At 40.0% G+C, this 15,823-nt stretch carries 18 protein-coding genes and 2 pseudogenes; 11 read left to right on the top strand and 9 right to left on the bottom strand.

Features of this window, described 5'->3' with window-relative positions; genetic code table 11:
* The coding region (locus tag AAV90_RS15040; protein WP_479725411.1) for a transposase at nt 1–194 on the bottom strand (194 nt) is incomplete at its 3' end.
* Between the two features lie 579 nt (nt 195–773).
* Nucleotides 774–1,019 (bottom strand): hypothetical protein, encoded by a 246-nt coding sequence (locus AAV90_RS15035; protein ID WP_157609591.1) that lies wholly within the window; start codon nt 1,017–1,019, stop codon nt 774–776.
* A 168-nt stretch (nt 1,020–1,187) separates the two neighbouring features.
* Between AAV90_RS15035 and AAV90_RS13565 the strand changes: the two genes are divergently transcribed.
* Nucleotides 1,188–2,471: an ABC transporter permease gene (locus AAV90_RS13565; protein ID WP_052729817.1), complete on the top strand. Its 1,284-nt coding sequence runs from the start codon at nt 1,188–1,190 to the stop codon at nt 2,469–2,471.
* Between the two features lie 389 nt (nt 2,472–2,860).
* Here the strand turns inward: AAV90_RS13565 and AAV90_RS15030 are convergent.
* Nucleotides 2,861–3,115 (bottom strand): annotated as a pseudogene (locus AAV90_RS15030) (ABC transporter permease subunit); the annotation flags it as partial.
* A gap of 309 nt (nt 3,116–3,424) precedes the next feature.
* Here AAV90_RS15030 and AAV90_RS13555 point away from each other — a divergent pair.
* From AAV90_RS13555 to AAV90_RS13535, 6 genes are all read left to right on the top strand, one after another.
* Entirely contained in the window at nt 3,425–3,697 is a 273-nt protein-coding gene (locus AAV90_RS13555; RefSeq protein WP_046500101.1) for a type II toxin-antitoxin system Phd/YefM family antitoxin, read from the top strand.
* Nucleotides 3,684–3,998 (top strand): type II toxin-antitoxin system RelE/ParE family toxin, encoded by a 315-nt coding sequence (locus tag AAV90_RS13550; RefSeq protein ID WP_046500099.1) that lies wholly within the window; start codon nt 3,684–3,686, stop codon nt 3,996–3,998. Before AAV90_RS13555 ends, AAV90_RS13550 begins: the two co-directional genes overlap by 14 nt.
* Before the next feature lie 112 nt (nt 3,999–4,110).
* Nucleotides 4,111–4,428, top strand: a complete 318-nt coding sequence (locus AAV90_RS15765; protein WP_076982671.1) for a helix-turn-helix domain-containing protein — start codon at nt 4,111–4,113, stop codon at nt 4,426–4,428.
* Nucleotides 4,365–4,754: a GyrI-like domain-containing protein gene (locus tag AAV90_RS13545; protein ID WP_052729816.1), complete on the top strand. Its 390-nt coding sequence runs from the start codon at nt 4,365–4,367 to the stop codon at nt 4,752–4,754. The genes AAV90_RS15765 and AAV90_RS13545 overlap by 64 nt, the downstream gene beginning before the upstream one ends.
* A gap of 105 nt (nt 4,755–4,859) precedes the next feature.
* Entirely contained in the window at nt 4,860–5,675 is an 816-nt protein-coding gene (locus AAV90_RS13540) for a MerR family transcriptional regulator (RefSeq protein WP_046500097.1), read from the top strand.
* 103 nt (nt 5,676–5,778) lie between these two features.
* Nucleotides 5,779–6,255, top strand: a complete 477-nt coding sequence (locus AAV90_RS13535) for an SAM-dependent methyltransferase (protein WP_046500095.1) — start codon at nt 5,779–5,781, stop codon at nt 6,253–6,255.
* Nucleotides 6,256–6,941: 686 nt separating this feature from the next.
* Here AAV90_RS13535 and AAV90_RS13530 read toward each other — a convergent pair.
* The 4 genes and pseudogenes from AAV90_RS13530 to AAV90_RS13525 all read right to left on the bottom strand — a co-directional run bounded on the left by AAV90_RS13530 (nt 6,942) and on the right by AAV90_RS13525 (nt 8,685).
* Complete coding sequence (locus AAV90_RS13530; protein WP_046500094.1) at nt 6,942–7,655, bottom strand: LytR/AlgR family response regulator transcription factor; 714 nt, start codon at nt 7,653–7,655, stop codon at nt 6,942–6,944.
* Nucleotides 7,656–7,657: 2 nt separating this feature from the next.
* Nucleotides 7,658–7,813, bottom strand: a complete 156-nt coding sequence (locus AAV90_RS14710; RefSeq protein ID WP_084691622.1) for a cyclic lactone autoinducer peptide — start codon at nt 7,811–7,813, stop codon at nt 7,658–7,660.
* Between the two features lie 193 nt (nt 7,814–8,006).
* A pseudogene (locus AAV90_RS15760) lies at nt 8,007–8,099 on the bottom strand (GHKL domain-containing protein); the annotation flags it as partial.
* 1 nt (nt 8,100) lies between these two features.
* Nucleotides 8,101–8,685 carry a hypothetical protein gene (locus AAV90_RS13525; RefSeq protein WP_046500091.1) on the bottom strand — a complete coding sequence of 195 codons (585 nt, stop codon included), beginning with the start codon at nt 8,683–8,685 and terminating at the stop codon, nt 8,101–8,103.
* 370 nt (nt 8,686–9,055) lie between these two features.
* Between AAV90_RS13525 and AAV90_RS13520 the strand changes: the two genes are divergently transcribed.
* The 4 genes from AAV90_RS13520 to AAV90_RS13505 all read left to right on the top strand — a co-directional run bounded on the left by AAV90_RS13520 (nt 9,056) and on the right by AAV90_RS13505 (nt 13,109).
* The gene (locus AAV90_RS13520) at nt 9,056–9,445 is read left to right on the top strand and encodes a hypothetical protein (protein WP_046500089.1); all 390 of its coding nucleotides are present in this window, start codon (nt 9,056–9,058) and stop codon (nt 9,443–9,445) included.
* 421 nt (nt 9,446–9,866) lie between these two features.
* A complete protein-coding gene (locus tag AAV90_RS13515) occupies nt 9,867–11,639 on the top strand; it encodes a hypothetical protein (RefSeq protein WP_207642077.1) in 1,773 nt (590 codons plus the stop codon).
* The gene (locus tag AAV90_RS13510; RefSeq protein ID WP_046500087.1) at nt 11,626–12,477 is read left to right on the top strand and encodes an ATP-binding cassette domain-containing protein; all 852 of its coding nucleotides are present in this window, start codon (nt 11,626–11,628) and stop codon (nt 12,475–12,477) included. The genes AAV90_RS13515 and AAV90_RS13510 overlap by 14 nt, the downstream gene beginning before the upstream one ends.
* 62 nt (nt 12,478–12,539) lie before the next feature.
* Nucleotides 12,540–13,109 carry a hypothetical protein gene (locus AAV90_RS13505; protein WP_207642076.1) on the top strand — a complete coding sequence of 190 codons (570 nt, stop codon included), beginning with the start codon at nt 12,540–12,542 and terminating at the stop codon, nt 13,107–13,109.
* A 220-nt stretch (nt 13,110–13,329) separates the two neighbouring features.
* On the opposite strand, the gene AAV90_RS13500 is transcribed toward AAV90_RS13505, so the two are convergent.
* A complete protein-coding gene (locus AAV90_RS13500; RefSeq protein ID WP_278279311.1) occupies nt 13,330–15,372 on the bottom strand; it encodes a heterodisulfide reductase-related iron-sulfur binding cluster in 2,043 nt (680 codons plus the stop codon).
* A gap of 102 nt (nt 15,373–15,474) precedes the next feature.
* A partial coding sequence (locus AAV90_RS13495; protein ID WP_046500084.1) for an ATP-binding protein occupies nt 15,475–15,823 on the bottom strand: 349 nt, incomplete at its 5' end.

Below are 15,823 nucleotides of genomic sequence, written 5' to 3'. Positions count from 1 at the left end.
ATTTGTATTCTTAGCATCATCTCTGGCTCTTTTGCTGGTCTGCCAAAGTTTTTACAATATCTATCTGCTAATAAATCATTAACAAAGCTAAGATCTATGGCGGAATCTATTTGTTTAAGTATGTGATTATCCGGAATCATTTGGTATAATGCGGTATAGAAGCTGTTTTGTCTAAAGACGTTTTTAACTAACATAAAAAGCATACCTCCTTTAGTTAATTTTGATTTTGCTAACCAAATTATACCACAGGAGGGTATGCTTTTTGTGCTTTAAATGGACTTTTTCAGTGATCTCGGACGGTTCGAGACCACTGAAAAAGTAACCCTTTTAAGCCGCCCTGGCGGCTACCAATAGCCCATTACGCAAGTAGATAAGACAGCCGTAAATGTAGTAGCATCTTATTTAAGGATTATATAGAATAAGCTTTATACTTTCTTTTTCAGGAATGATATGCTTGAGATATATTTGGATATTGGATTGGATAGGAATTTGCTTTTTTCAGATCAGTATAGCACAAGATGGAAAATAATGGTTATTCATACTTGATCCAAGAAATTGGGTCGAAATTTCATGATATTGAGGAATGTGCGACCGGTGAGGGAAGGGTATCCTGCCGTGATAATAATCAACATAGCATCAACCTGATTTACCTAAAGTTCAGCCGGTATAACCCGATTCCTAAACTCTTTGAACCTGGCGGCACGCAAATTCTATGTCTGGGAAAGAAATGGGCGGCGGATCATGGTTTTTCGTCACCCCCAGATTCAGATGCACTAGTATCTTCTTGATGACAGCTTGGTCTTAGATAATGGATATGATACGCATTCGCCCACAGCATTTTGGACAAAGCAACGGATCACCCTGCGGGCACTACTGATGTTCCCTTTGGTCACAATTAATGTTGCGGTATAATAAACCTTTTGAATCAAACGAGCCCAATTCCTGCGTAGTTCCTTTTTTGTAATATCGGAATCAACCGACACCGGCGTTTTAATATCAATATCAGTTTTTTTGCGCATTCCCCGTGACTTGTTGGAATAGTATCCGTAATACCTGAACAGCTGTTCCCCCTTTATTGGGAATATGGGTGACAAGTCTGGCCAGCCAGTCTAGCGCCGTAAAGCTTTCCCGAATGCTGCTGTTTTTCCCTTTGTAGACTACTCGGGCTAAGCCGTCGGGTACTGCGGATGAAGGTATATAGAGAGTGTCAAGAGAACCGTCCCGTTGACACCCTGGGTTCCAATGTTACCGGCAGCCTTGCCACCTTGACAGCGGCGCTTCTGAATATGATTTTAATCAACGCCATTGCGGCAGTATTGACTGTATTAACAATGGTTGCACTTAATCTGGGAGGTGTCGGTTCGCTGGCTCACTGCCTAGGTTTCTTCGCTGCCTCCTGTGTGCTGGGAATTATGGCAGGATTAGTCGCCCAACTTTTTGTAAGCGCTACGGCGGCACGGGGTATGTCCTTTGGGCTGCTGGGGGCACTGTTCGGCCTGCATATTCTGTGGAACGTGAGCGGCAGACAAAATCTTCTCGCTTACCTCAACCCGCTGGAATGGCCGTTGCTGATGCGTCCTTTTGCCGGGGAGCATTTCGTAGTGTTTTTAATTCCTCTGGTGTTGAGCATGGCACTGGTAACGCTGTCAATGTGGCTAATGACACGGCGGGACGTGGGTGCGGGACTTGTACCCCAGCGAACCGGCCGAGCCTTTGCCAAACCGGGACTTCGTAATCTAAATGCCCTGGCCTGGCGCACCCAAAAGGGGGTTTTTCTCGCATGGTTTTGCTTTTACGCCATCTTTTCCTTCGCACTAGGCCGCGCCAGCTACCTGATGGTGAGTGCCGTCAGCTCGGCGGAGGCTCTAACAGGGTTAATTGAGCGGTTAGGCGGCATAGAGCAAGCGTTTTTATCGCTGATGTTGTACGTTTTCGGAATACTGATTTCTATTTATGTGATGATGTCGGCGGATATTCTCCGTCAAGAGGAGGTGGCCAAAGGCGAAACATTATTGTCCATGCCCGTACGGCGGGAGAGGCTGGTCTTGAGCCACATGATCTACATCTTCGGCGGCTCAGCGGCTATTATGCTAATATCCGGGTTCTGCGTAGGCTTGGGTGCGGCAATTGGCACGGGGAACAGCGGGATGCTTTCCCGGCTCTTCTATGAAATGGCAGGAATGATTACGGCAATCTGGACTATTGGTGGTATCGCCCTGCTGCTTTTCGGCGCACTGCCAAGGTGGATGACCGGGATCAGCTACGGCCTGCTCACCCTGTATGTACTGATGGAGATTTTCTGGGAACAGCAGCAGATTCCCGAGATATTTTATGCCTTTTCGCCCTTTTCTTGGATAACACCTTTGAAAGCTACTCAGCCAACGGCCGCGCCTCTTGTGCTGTGTATTGTAACAATCATACTGACCATAACGGGGATTGCCCTGTTCCGCCGCAGAGACGCAGCGCTGTGATATTGGAAAACAGGACAACTAATGACAATTGTTATTGCTTAACCAATCCAACTGTTAACTTTGTGGCAATTTAGTCTAAATTAACGGAAAAACCTTATTACGGCAGATGGATAGTTGGGTACTGAATATAAAAAGAAGTAGCAAAATGGCGGTTCAAAGTAGGCCGCCATTTTCCACACTGGGGTTACGCCGTTACGCCCGTTACGCCGGGACGTTCTTTTTGTAACATTATTCTTATGATCTACAGGGCTACGTCAGGGCATTTATGATACTACGCATAGTTAACCAGTGTAACTCGGTGTAAGGGATATAACGCCGGTATAACCAGAACGAGACCGAGTGGCAGCCCCTCGGTTTCCGTTAGTTTTTTAGGTCTGGTTGGAAGTGGGCTATTTGCTGGATATCTCCCAGCGTTGGGCTATTCCTTGACTAATCCGGTCAATAACGATAGCCAGTACCACGATAGCCCATCCGGCTTCGAAGCCTTTTCCTGCATTAATTTGATTTACAGCTTTTAAAACCTCTTCCCCCAGCCCTCCACCGCCGATCATGCTGCAGATTACCACCATAGCCAACGCCATCATGGTGGTCTGGTTTATACCTGTCAGTATAGAAGGTAAAGCTAAGGGAAGTCTGACCTTGGATAGGAATTTGCTTTTTTCAGATCAGTATAGCACAAGATGGAAAATAATGGTTATACATACTCGATCCAAGAAATTGGGTCGAAATTTTGTGATATTGAGGAATGTGCGACCGGTGAGGGAAGGGTATCCTGCCGTGATAATAATCAACATAGCATCAACCTGATTTACCTAGGCAAGCGGAAGAATATGAAATAATCCTTTTTTAAATGGATTGTTTAAGCTTTAGGTCTTGTCTACAACTAAACGCGATTGATAACCTAAAGAAATTAGGGTATAATATCTTTAGATTTATCCAGGGAGGTAAACGCCATGCCAAATATAAAATCCAGTACCGACCTACGTAATAACTATAACGAGATTTCCACCTTCTGCCATGAAAGCCGCGAACCTGTCTTTATTACAAAAAACGGACAAGGGGATTTGGCGGTCATGAGTATTGAGACGTACGAAGCACTCAGCGGCAAGCTGGAACTGTATCGTCTGCTTGACGAGGGCAGGGCAGCTGTCAAGGCGGGTAAGAAACGTCCGCTTCAAGAGGTCATGAAGGATATCAAACGGGGTATCTCCAATGGCGAAATATAGGGTGGACATATCTGAACCGGCCGAAAACGACCTCATGGACATTGTCCGGTATATTGCTTCTCAGTTGTCCGCTCCCGTATCGGCGCTCCATATGATGGAGCTTCTTGATGAGACAATGACAGGTCTGTCCGATATGCCGCAGCGCTGTCCGTTTATCGCAGACGAGCGCCTATCCCAAATGGGATACAGGAAGCTCATTGTAAAAAATTACGTTGTATTCTTTTCCATCGATGAGAAGAACAAGGTGGTTGACGTCGAAAGAATCCTGTACGGCAGACGCGACTGGCTCAGAATTTTATAACTAAGGCCCATCTCCGCTGGGCCTTTTTCTATTTGTATTATTATCTATACCAGTTGGACTGCTGATTATTTTTGGGGTGCGCATTCCCCGTGACTTGTTAAATTTGCAGAGAATGGTCAATATGAATTTTGGCATGAATACAAGCACGTTCAGACGTGTTCATAGATTTGAAGGAGCCATGCAAATCATAAGCAATAAGGCAGGCGGGATACCCTGGCAGGATATTATTTTTAGGTGCCAATATAGTGATCAGTCTCATTTCATAAGAGACTTCAAAGCGTCTACAGGATATACTCCCGCTGAATACTTAGCAGGCAATCTGTCCGATTCATTCAATCAATTCACCGGTGCTTCCCTGTATAATCATTGTGGAAAAACCTGTTTGATTTTGTGGCAACAAACAAGCTTTCTTTCCCCAGCACATCTTTGAATATTGCGATTTATCACGACGTAGAGTATCGTGACAAGGAAATTGATGTTGAGGTGCAAAAAGAAATCAGTACAATAGTCAAAGGAAGCGAAGCAGTCCGCTGTTTTATGCGTCCTGCTGTGTTGGCTGCAACGGTGACGCTTCAAGGAGAGCTATCATTTTATAGTGAGTTAAATAGTGTTATTGCCCATTGGGTTTCCCATAATGGATACGACCTTGATGGTCCCATGTTTAACATTTACCATATAGCACCTGACGCAAATGCGGACAATCAGTCCCCGATTACAGAGGTGTGTTTTCCCATTAGAACAAAAGAGAACGGCTAAAATAATTTTGCATGTGTGCAATCCAGGCCGCGTATCCTTGGTAAACCTGCACTATTTAGCAGGCTTGATTATAATGAAAGTGAAAATTCAAAAGGGGGTAAGCTAATGTTTCGGATAGGAGAATTTTCAAAACTGACACAGATAACAATCCGGATGCTCCGATACTATGATGAGGTAGGGCTTTTGAAGCCAGCAGAGATTGACCCGTGGACAGGGTATCGTATGTATTCCGTCGAGCAAATCCCTATCCTAAACAAAATAATTTATCTTCGTGATAGTGGATTTAATGTTTCAGAAATTGCGGTAGCCCTTAATATAAAGGATGATAACTCTCTTGTGGAACAGCTTGACTTGAAATATTTAGAAGTAGAGAAAACAATTCAAGCTGAACAGAAAAAATTGAAGAAAATAGAGCTTGCCAAAAATGAAATCTTAAACAAAAAAAGTGAGATGCACTACAATATTTCAATCAAATCTATTCCGAGCTGTCAAGTTCTTTCCTTGCGTAGAACAATACCCGACTACTACGCAGAGGGCAAATTATGGCAAGAGCTATCCAATTTTGCAGCGGAACATCAAATACAAATATCAAGCAGCACATTTTCCATATACCACGACACCGTATATAAGGAAGCTGATGTTGATGTTGAGTTATGTGCTCCTGTAAAAAAACGCGGAAAGAGTATAGGCGATTTTATATTCCGCAATACTGAGCCAATACCAATGATGGCTTGCACAATGGTATACGGAGCTTTTTCAAATATAGCGGGAGCATATATAGATTTTGCGGAATGGCTACAGAAGAACAGTCAATATAAAATGTCCGGGCAAAATCGACAAATCGTACACCGCGGACCGTGGAACGAAAACAGCCCCGAAAAATATCTAATAGAACTTCAAATACCGTTAGGAATTATATAGTTCAATGTCTTGCAATTTTGCAGATCATTTTTTTATTTCTCCTTGACTCTCACATGATGTAAGGGCTTATATTGTACTCGAAATCAAAAAAGGAGGAAAAAACATGAGTAAATTTATAGTACATCCCATTGGAAAGGTTTATAATAACGAGAATGGGACATTTATAGAGGTAGAAAAAAGCTATATTCCAGCGCTGCAAGCATTAGATGGATTTAGCCATATCAATGTTCTTTGGTGGTTTAGCGATTTTGATGATGAACAATCCCGTTCCACATTGCAAACAAAGCAGCCATATAAAGGTGCTCCCGAAGTAATGGGAGTGTTCGCTACAAGGTCGCCGGTGCGTCCTAATCCGATTGCTTTGACCACAGTAGATATTATTCACATAGATTATGAAAACGGCATTATTCATATTGCGTTTATTGACGCTAACGATAACACCCCTGTGCTGGATATGAAGCCCTATACTCCGAGTTTCGACAGAGTGGAGACACCCGGCGTTCCTGCATGGTGTAGTCATTGGCCGAAAAGCACAGAAGAATCCGCCTACTTTTCATGGGAAAAAGAGTTTAATTTTTAATATGGCCTTACAAGACTATATCAACGAAAAACCTATTCTTCATAGACTATCAAGGTAATGCTTTTATGGCAGAAGCATTACCGCGCGTTGTTGCGGCTTTGGAATGAAGGTTTTCTATGTATCCGAAGCCGCTTTTTGTTCGCATAAAGGAGCCGCCCGTAATTTTCTTCGCGCCAATTGCAGCTCTATAAGCATTTGTAATGTAAGCGTCAAATCCCGCACACCTGAACCTCAAGTAATTCCTGAGGTTCAGGTGTGCGGGATTTGACGCTTACTCATCTTAGCTGGGTCAGTTATATGTGTGAAGTTTTTGACGCTTACATTTATAAGACTCTGTTATCTGGGAAAAATCGGTGATTGGACAGGATACACGCATCAGCAAAGCCCTGGACGGCTCACATTCCCTTATAGGCAGAGGCTGTGTCCTGGATAGCAGGGCGGTAGTAGCCAGCTACTGCACTCTGTAAACACAGGCTCATATTCAGGCCAATAGCCGTATATTTCGCGGAGATAGTGGCGATCTGCAGGTAGAGCAAGGATAAATTTGCTGAGGGGGCGGGGTTGTTGACACAATCCTCCCCTTTTATTTATTGGATAAAATCAAATACATCAGGGCTTTTAACGAACAAACCGATGCAAGAGGCCGTGTCCAGAACCTAAGTTTCGGCACAGCCTCTCACTCATATTTATGACTCAGTCATTTTTTTGTACTGTGGATAATAATATCGGCTCATTAAAGCTGTTTTTGGATAATCAATAAATTCAATTTGGTAAGCTCTATCATACAGTTCCACAACTCTAAGCACCTTGCTCAAATTTATCAGGTAGGATCTATGAACCCTTAAAAATCTGTTACCCAGTTTACTTTCTATTTCATATAAAGATCTACGAAACTCCCAGATCTGGTTTTTAGTATGAACATAGGAAATCTGGTGTTGAACTTCAACAAATATGATCTCATCTTTTCTTAAGTGTATTTCTTGATTTTTAAACTTAAACACTATCGAATCAGAATTTATCACTCTTTGCTCGTTGACTTTTATAGCAATTTCATTAATGAGTGCTTTAAACTTTTCAATATGTATAGGTTTCAAAACGTAGCTATAGGGATGAACCTCAAAGGAATCCACAGCATATTCAGAATAACCGGTTACAAATACCATGTAAGCTTCTTTGTTAAAACTATAGATGCGTTTAGCAACTTCGAGACCCTTAAAACTCCCCGAGCCCAGTTCTATATCAAGCAATATTAGATCTGGTGTATATTGTTGCGCTAACTGTATAGCCTCTTCGCCACTCGAAGTATCAAAAATATCTGATACCTCAGAATTTTCCTTTACCAGCTGCCTGATAAATCTCCGGACGGGTTCTTCATCTTCAAGGATCAAAACAGTAATCATGGCTAATCATCCTGCCTCTGCAAGCATTCGGGGATATTTGGTTCATAAACAGTCCATATACTTATTGAGCTGACCCCGCTATGAGCAATAAAGGTCAACATTAAGGCTAGATTTACTAAGATAAATCTTTTACTATTGTTGAAAATATTTTTTAACATTGCGTTCACCTCCTTTAATTAGGACGAAATCTTATCAATGGTATTCAGTAGCTGGTAACCTGCTTGCTGCCTGCGGGAGGCAGAATTTTTGCTTGTATATCCAGGAGTGAAAATTTTCCTCAAATCGCTATTAGGGATCTTGCTTCCATTGTTGTGAATAGAAATTTCATACTGTCCAGATTTAAATTTAAACTCAAACCCCCACTTGAGGTCTAAATTTATCCGCTAAAGCTGCTTCAATAGCATTATCCAGGAGATTGCCAAGTATGCTGCTTAAATCCCATGGTTCAACAGTAAAACGTTTTGAAAGCTATATTTTCTGGATTTGTAACAATAGAATGGCTAAAGCTTAATAAGAGGAAACAGCTTGAAAGAATAATCACGATGACTGTTAAGCTTGCATCTCTTTCGTTGTTATTTAAGTCATAAATAGTAAAATGAAATCGCTTTATTATTACATATAACAGGGATGCCATAATCAGTATTAAGGCAAATATTATCATGTTGAACCAGGTATAAGCTGATAAATCGTCAACTGAAGTTGATGTAATTTCGAAAATCACATCAAGCCAAACCTTCTCAATCAGACCCATAATCATCGTACCGGTCAGAGATGAAACAAGACTATACCACCAATTAATTTTATAAAAAAAGGTAGCGAAAAGTGCTAACAACAATACTAAGACCAATGTGTGCAAGCCGAATAAGGGGGCTTGCCTTATAAAATATGTGCAAAAGGCAATCAAGGTAGAAATTGCGATTGTTTTGCCTAAATCTATTTTTATATTGAATAATTCAAAACCAATTTTAATGATCAGGAACATTTGAGGTATGGACTCCAATATAACTGTATACCAGGGGATGGCAAACATTAGATCCTCCTTTGGTATTACTGCACAAGTAATTTTTGGAAAACAATATAGCAGTATTAAAATTTGACATATGATTTTAAAATTCCTTTTAGTTATTGGGGATTCAGAAGCTTAAACTGGGCATTCAGACACAGAAATCGGGGTCCCAGAACAATTGACAGGAAAAATATTCAAAAAAAGGAAATGCTCATGTATTGTCGCGCCCACATTGTCAACAAGATTAGAAAAGGGGGTGGTTACAATGTGCATTTTAATTAATCCAATGAGAAAGGTGGCGATAATTTACTGATTTATGCAATAATTTAAAAATAATCACTGTATACAAGTATATTGAAAATCTTAGATTATACAATTAAGGGAGGAATCAAGAATGGCAAACATGATTTCTAAGAAACCAATTCTAATAGGTATTGTATTATGTGCATTGCTATCGTTCTTATTTGTTGGCAATGCATATGCTGCTTCTACATCGGTTAGTATCAGTAATGGGTCCGGGCCGGTGCTTTCTTCTGTGATAGCAACAAATTATGGGGTTTCGTACTACGGTAGTAATAGTAATAGGTCTGGGCATATTCTGCATATTAGCATAGAGGAAAAAACAGGTGCTTACTGGAGGACTGATACTTCAAATCCTATGGGTATTGGCCAAACAGCGAGCGGGTCTTCAAAACTTAAAGTCCCAGCACAATGGCGAGTTAAATTGAACCCCGATAATTACCATACGGATTGTAGCGGCTATGGACAAATCAGCGGTTCATAAATAATAAGAGAGGTGCTGCCAGCACCTCTCTATTCCAAGCTAAAGCAGAAAGGTTGATGTGGAATTGATAAAAATATATGAATATATTTTGCGGGTATTCTGGCGCAGCAAAAATCTGAGAATCCCTTACATAATTTTATTGTTATTAGCTATTGCTTTAGTTATTCTTTGCTTTTATATTCAATTACAGTACAATTATTCCTTCGATACTTTAAGGCTTTTAGTCTGGCCGATTATAATTTTCGTAGTTTTTTTCATCTATATCAGCTACGAACTGACCGTCAAAATATACGATCATAATATGCCAGAATATTTAAAGACGTATGGTCAGGGGTTATGTAAAACGTATGGGGCGATTATTTTATGTCTGTTGACTCTAATTATGATCCCGGCTTTATTATTTTCTGCTTTCGCTGTCTTTTTGTACTTTTTTATTCATGCTCAATATCCTCCCTTTTTACTTCATCTGCTGAAATTGTCCCTTTTATATTTTGTTTTGGCTTTTTCCATCGGAGGTATGCTGGGAACCGCCATGGCAGCAATATTAAAAAGCAGGCGACTGGCGGTATATAGTCTGACCCTGATATTCTTGTTCTTGAATACCAGGGCTACTGAAGCCCTTTTTCGCACCCCTTATTTACTGTTCAATTCATATGGCGGTGAAAAATTACTTTATAATATCAAAGACTTTTTTACGATTGTACCTTTGGAACTGGGAAGTACATTTGAGGTTGCGCCTCTCTACGGGTTCCCGATGGAACCTTATCGCTGGATGCTAGCTGTTTTCTGGCTGTTATTTCCTTTAACCTTGATTTTATATGAGTGCATAGCTGGCAAAAAGAAAAAAATGATTTTAGCGGTGAGCAGTTTACTGCTATTGTTAGCGGTGGGGCTATTTTCCTTGCGAGGCTCCACGTTATTAATGGATATGAGAACGACCTCCTTTGTAATAGGAGATAATATGTATTATACGGAGATGGGTCATGGCCCAGCGGTTTTGGCTGAAAATCCAAAGAAATTTGCCATCAAGAAATACATAATGGATTTTACGGTCAGCAACGAACTACATGCTGTCGTAGACTTGACCGTAGATAATCCTAATTTGGAAAAATATGATTTCACCCTATACCACGGTTATAAATTAAAATCAATTAGTACTGCAGACGGAAAGCCTGTACCGTTTGTGCGCGAAGAAGATTACCTAACGGTGAGTCCTGCACCGGATACCGATCGACTGGTTTTCCGATATTATGGCAAATCACCGAAATACTATGCCAATTGTCAGGGCATCACCCTGCCGGGCTATTTTGCTTATTACCCCAAAGCGGGCAAACATGAGATTTGGTCGCAAGTAAATAATAGCTATGTTTTTGATCTTCCCTCCACCGACAGCGAGTATATCGTTAGCATTCATTCCAACCTGAAGGTTTTTTGTAATCTAGAAGGTAATAATAACTCCTTCCAGGGGAAGAGTAATGGCTTGACTTTGTTAGCGGGTATGTACAGCCAGGTCGCGGATAAGCTTTATGCAGAACCCATACGGGAAGATGCCCCTGTCCCAAATGCTGCTATGATCAGGAAAGCAGATGCCAGTATAACCGAAGCATGTAAACGCTTGCAGCGCTCTCCTGAGCCATTTCTGATTGGGGATAGAAAAATATTTCAGGTACCCAGAACTTTTCATCTTAATTCCCAGACGGAAAGTGCAGTGGTCATGAGCGATCATATTACCACTGATGGCATTTATGATGGAAAAAACTTTGCTATGGAGATTATGCAAGCCCATTTCAATCAACAAAGGGAGCCGGTATTTTCTTCGTGCTATTTATCCTGTCTTTTTGATAGCCTAAATAAAAACGACCCCCTGGTTAAAACCCGCATGAATCATGTGTCGCTTTTAAAAGAACTGGATGAATTTTTATATTTAGAGTCGCAAGTTAACAGCATAACTCCGGAAAAACTTCGAACGTTGCCTGAACCTGAAATAGTGGAATATTCAAAAAGGAAACAACGTTATGATGAAATGTTCTTAACCACTCATCTGAAAACCGCCTATTATCTTTTTTATCAGTCTCCTTGCAAAGAAGACAATCTCCGAGCTTATTTTGACTTTTTTACTTCAGATAGTAAGGAGCACTACTTGGATTTGGCCGAAAAATTATTAAGGGAGGAAGTCGAGCATGCTGACCGTTAAAAATTTAAGCAAGAGTTATGGGCGCAAAAAGGTGCTGCATTCCATCGATTTGGAATTTGATAATCATGTATATGGATTGCTGGGTGCAAATGGAGCAGGCAAAACCACCTTGATACGCTGCATGACCGGCCTGTATGAACCGCAGCAGGGAGAGATCCTGTATCATAGTCAACCGATTAAAAAATCACCAGCCTTTCTTCATGATTTGGGCTATTTACCGCAAGCGTTTGGTATGTTTCAGGAGCTTACCCTCTATGAAATGATGGAGTATATCTGCTGTTTAAAAAAGATTGATAAAAGCCAATGCAATAATGAAATCGAACACGCCTTAAGCAGTGTTAATTTAGAAGATAAAATACACGAAAGGATCAAAACCCTCTCCGGTGGTATGGTTCGCCGAGCCGGTATTGCCCAGGCAATCTTAGGATTTAGTAAAGTGATCTTCCTGGATGAACCGACTGCAGGCCTTGATCCCGGTGAAAGGGCTCGTTTTAAAAACACTATAAACACAATTAAAAATGACCGTATGATCTTAATTTCCACCCATATTGTTGAAGATGTGGACGCTTGCTGCCAAAACGTAATCGTGATAGAAGAGGGCCGGGTTTTATTCCAGGGAACTTGTGAACAGTTAAAACAGGCGGCTACACAAAAAGTATACCAAATCAAAGCCGAGGATTCCGACAATATTATCGGGGAAAAATTTATATTAAAAGTCAGCGAAGTCGAAGGCGAGATCTATCATCGGGTTCTGGCCCAAGGAAAACAAAATTATCCTTATGAGAAGAACCCGACTTTGGAAGATGGCTATATGTGTTTAGTGAAGGGGATTGCCTGATGAACAACCTAATTCTGGAGCTTAAAAATCTGCGGTTTTATTTGTTTATACCCTATATTACCTTGGTATTGGCCGGATTTGTGGTGCTGGCTACTTTGAAAGGTTCCGACTTCAAAGATTTAGCAGCATGTGCAAGTGTAATACAAATATTTGTTTCCGGATTTGCCGTTTGGTGGCCAATTTTTATTCTTAAGGAGTATCTGCATTCACCAGGAAAAGAACTGCTTTTTGTCTACAAAGCGCGAAAAGATATTCTTATGAATAAAATGTTGTTACTCTGGGGATTATATGCGCTTCATGTTGTGGTTCTCTTTTTTTATTTTTCGACCTTGTTTAAACCCGTCATATATTTATTTATTGCTACTATTATTCAATGTCTGTTCCTGATAGCTTTAGCTTATTTTCTGGCCCTGTTGCTGCAGAATACATTTATTCCTTTGATTTTCAATTTTGCCTATGTATTTACGCTGTCAATGGTTGTTTTTTCTGACCTTCCCATCAGCATTTTTACCAGGGGAGTGCCAGATAACCCAGGCATCTTAAATACTTCTGTGATTGTATTGATATTAGCCGGGATTCTTTTTTGGGCAGGCTATCAGATGGAGATGCGCTTGTATAAAAATAGTATTTGATAGATGAGACTTTTGCATAATAGCAAAAGTCAGAACTTTTAAAACTACAATATACTCTTTGCGCATAATCATATATTGATGTGCACCCCTAAAATTAGATTTTTGGTCTAACTTTAGGGGTGCACATCAATATATGAAAGTCCTTGTTTTTATTTCTTGATTACTATTTAAGAATACTCATATTTTTTATAAATGCTATATTTATGATTAAGTTTTTGAACTATTTCTTTGCTTCAGCAGGGACTATGATAGGTGCTAGTACACTATCTTTCATTAATTCAATACACTGATTCATAAAAACTACAACTTGTTCTGATGGATCCATAGTAGGAATTTGTAAGGCTTTAGCTACAAGCTCGGTTAAATCTATTTGCTGTACTTTACTTCCTAAAGTTTGGCAGGTAGAGTTGAATTGTGAGCCACAGCCTGCACAATTTGTAACGAGGTATTCGGCACCTGTATATTCAGCTTCTTCTATCCTTTTTACACCACTATGAGCTACTGATGATAATGAATCAAAAGCGGAAACTAACCCACAACATAATCCTTCTTCTTTAATATGTTCCATTTCCCTAAGTTCTAATCCTGGTATAGCACGAATTACATTACGCGGTTCGTCAAAATGCCCGAACCAGCGTCCAATATGACAAGAATCGTGGTAGGTTATTGTAGTATTAAGAGGTTTTGTAAATTGCAGTTTACCATCAGCAATTAATTCACTTAAATATACTACTATATGCTTAAAACGAATATCACATTCTATTCCCATTTCTAAAGCCATTTGTTGATAATTTTCGTTAAATGTGGCATAACAACCTGGGCAAGAAAAAAGTATAGTCTCAACTCCTGATTCCTTAAACATTTCCAGGTTTTGGCGGACTAAATTCTGAAAATCTTTCTTGTAGCCCCCTAAGGCTAAATAAAGTCCACAGCATTGTTCTTTTTCTCTATAATGAACGAAAGGAATATCTAAATGGTTTAAAATTCTAGTAGCGTTTTGTGCCATATTATCCATTATTGTCGAAGCCCAGCAGCCAGACCAGTATGCTATTTTACCATGGGTCTGAGTTGGTACATCTAGCCATTTTAGCCTTTTTTTGGCAGGTACTCCCCAGAAGTTACCAGTGTTAAGAACATTATCCCGGATAATTTCTAAGCCAGTATTATGCAGTTTATTTTTACTAAACTCAAAACGTAAGTCCATCCAATGATGTGCATTATGTGAACGAACTTGACAAACAGTATCACATTTTTTACAAGTAGTGCAAGGGTATAAAGCACGCCCTACTTCATCATTCATAGGAATTTTACCTTTAATATACTGATTGAGAATAAAATATTTACCTCTGGGTGAATTGCTTTCCCAAGGCACTGCATCAAATACAGTACATATACTGCGGCAGTAGCCACACATAGCACAGGCGAAAGTATCGTCTGTTAATTCTTCACCAAGTGGTGAGTCAAATTCTCCTTTTTGCCATTTAGTCATTAATCTTCCTGCAAGTCCAATTAAACTACTGCCAGTATTAGCGAGCTTCATAGCACTAGTTAACATTTTAGTTGGTGATTGTTTATCTAGGGAGGAGGGAATAATTTTTCCAGGATTCATAAATCCAGTAGGATCTATAGACTTCTTATATTTCCATATTTCTTGTAATTTATCAGAACCATAAAAATTCTTTGCTCTATCGGTAAAATACATTCCTACCGTAAATACCTGACCTCCTTGCTTTTCCGCAATTTCTATTACATCTAATGAACAAGCATAAGCTAGGGGAAATCCAAGTTTTCTTTCATCAGATAACATAAAACCTAAAAGAGAAATTTTATCAGTTCCTACCATAGTCCCTTCAATAGCAAAATCGCCTTTGTATTTACGTTCTACTTCATTTACAAAAGCTGCTACTTTATCAATAGGTAGGATAACTTCACTAGCTACTAAAGAAGGACCTAATTTTTTAAACCTCATAGGATAAAACTTTTCATCCCATTCTTCTATAGCTAATTTTTCACGCATAATTTTACCATTATGTTTAGTAGTTATAGATTTAATCTTATTTTCTATCATAGTTCTTCGTGGTCTAGGAAAGACCATAGTCACTAGGTATTCATCTTCGGGTAAGGCATAATGCTGGGAAGCTTTTTGTTTTAAAGCTGTATAAGAAGGAGTAGCTAAGCTAATATTCCAAATTGGTAATTTTTCCTTTGTTAAACTAGTTAGGAAGTTAGTAATATCAGTCATATTAGTAAAGGCAGCAAGTATTACACTTTCTTCGTCGAGTTCTCTTACCTTTATAACAACTTTAACTATTAGCTGTAACCGTCAAGTAGTTTTGAACAAAAAACGTTAAATAATTTTGGACACCTAATTGTTACCAAAAATGGTTTGACGATGCTTCAGACGATAGCTGTCGCCAGTTAGATGAATAACCTCGCTTTTGTGGATTAAACGATCCAAAATAGCGGTTGTAATGGCCGGATCACCCAGAATATCACCCCATTCTTCCGGGCCTTTGTTGGATGTGATGATAATGGAGGTCTGCCCGTAAAGCTGGTTGATCAATTGAAAAAAGAGATTTGCTTCGTGACGGTCAATGGCCATAAACATCAGGTCATCAATGATCACCAGGTCAGAGCCAACCATGCGTTTTATCTTTGCTCTGGAGTTGCGGCTGATTTCCTCTGTTTTTAAGAGACGGATCAGTTCATTCATC

This window comes from Syntrophomonas zehnderi OL-4 (assembly GCF_000983115.1).
Taxonomy (GTDB): domain Bacteria; phylum Bacillota; class Syntrophomonadia; order Syntrophomonadales; family Syntrophomonadaceae; genus Syntrophomonas_B; species Syntrophomonas_B zehnderi.
This window is presented reverse-complemented; position numbering and strand designations above follow the sequence as displayed.

Bases quoted from the DNA above. Each gene is read 5' to 3' on its own strand.
- AAV90_RS13525 (WP_046500091.1), bottom strand. From the start codon at position 8,685: ATGTTTGCCATCCCCTGGTATACAGTTATATTGGAGTCCATACCTCAA.
- AAV90_RS13565 (WP_052729817.1), top strand. From the start codon at position 1,188: ATGAAGGTATATAGAGAGTGTCAAGAGAACCGTCCCGTTGACACCCTG.
- AAV90_RS13510 (WP_046500087.1), top strand. From the start codon at position 11,626: ATGCTGACCGTTAAAAATTTAAGCAAGAGTTATGGGCGCAAAAAGGTG.
- AAV90_RS14710 (WP_084691622.1), bottom strand. From the start codon at position 7,813: ATGTTAAAAAATATTTTCAACAATAGTAAAAGATTTATCTTAGTAAAT.
- AAV90_RS13535 (WP_046500095.1), top strand. From the start codon at position 5,779: ATGAGTAAATTTATAGTACATCCCATTGGAAAGGTTTATAATAACGAG.
- AAV90_RS13530 (WP_046500094.1), bottom strand. From the start codon at position 7,655: ATGATTACTGTTTTGATCCTTGAAGATGAAGAACCCGTCCGGAGATTT.
- AAV90_RS15035 (WP_157609591.1), bottom strand. From the start codon at position 1,019: ATGCGCAAAAAAACTGATATTGATATTAAAACGCCGGTGTCGGTTGAT.
- AAV90_RS13540 (WP_046500097.1), top strand. From the start codon at position 4,860: ATGTTTCGGATAGGAGAATTTTCAAAACTGACACAGATAACAATCCGG.
- AAV90_RS13550 (WP_046500099.1), top strand. From the start codon at position 3,684: ATGGCGAAATATAGGGTGGACATATCTGAACCGGCCGAAAACGACCTC.
- AAV90_RS15765 (WP_076982671.1), top strand. From the start codon at position 4,111: ATGGTCAATATGAATTTTGGCATGAATACAAGCACGTTCAGACGTGTT.
- AAV90_RS13520 (WP_046500089.1), top strand. From the start codon at position 9,056: ATGGCAAACATGATTTCTAAGAAACCAATTCTAATAGGTATTGTATTA.
- AAV90_RS13555 (WP_046500101.1), top strand. From the start codon at position 3,425: ATGCCAAATATAAAATCCAGTACCGACCTACGTAATAACTATAACGAG.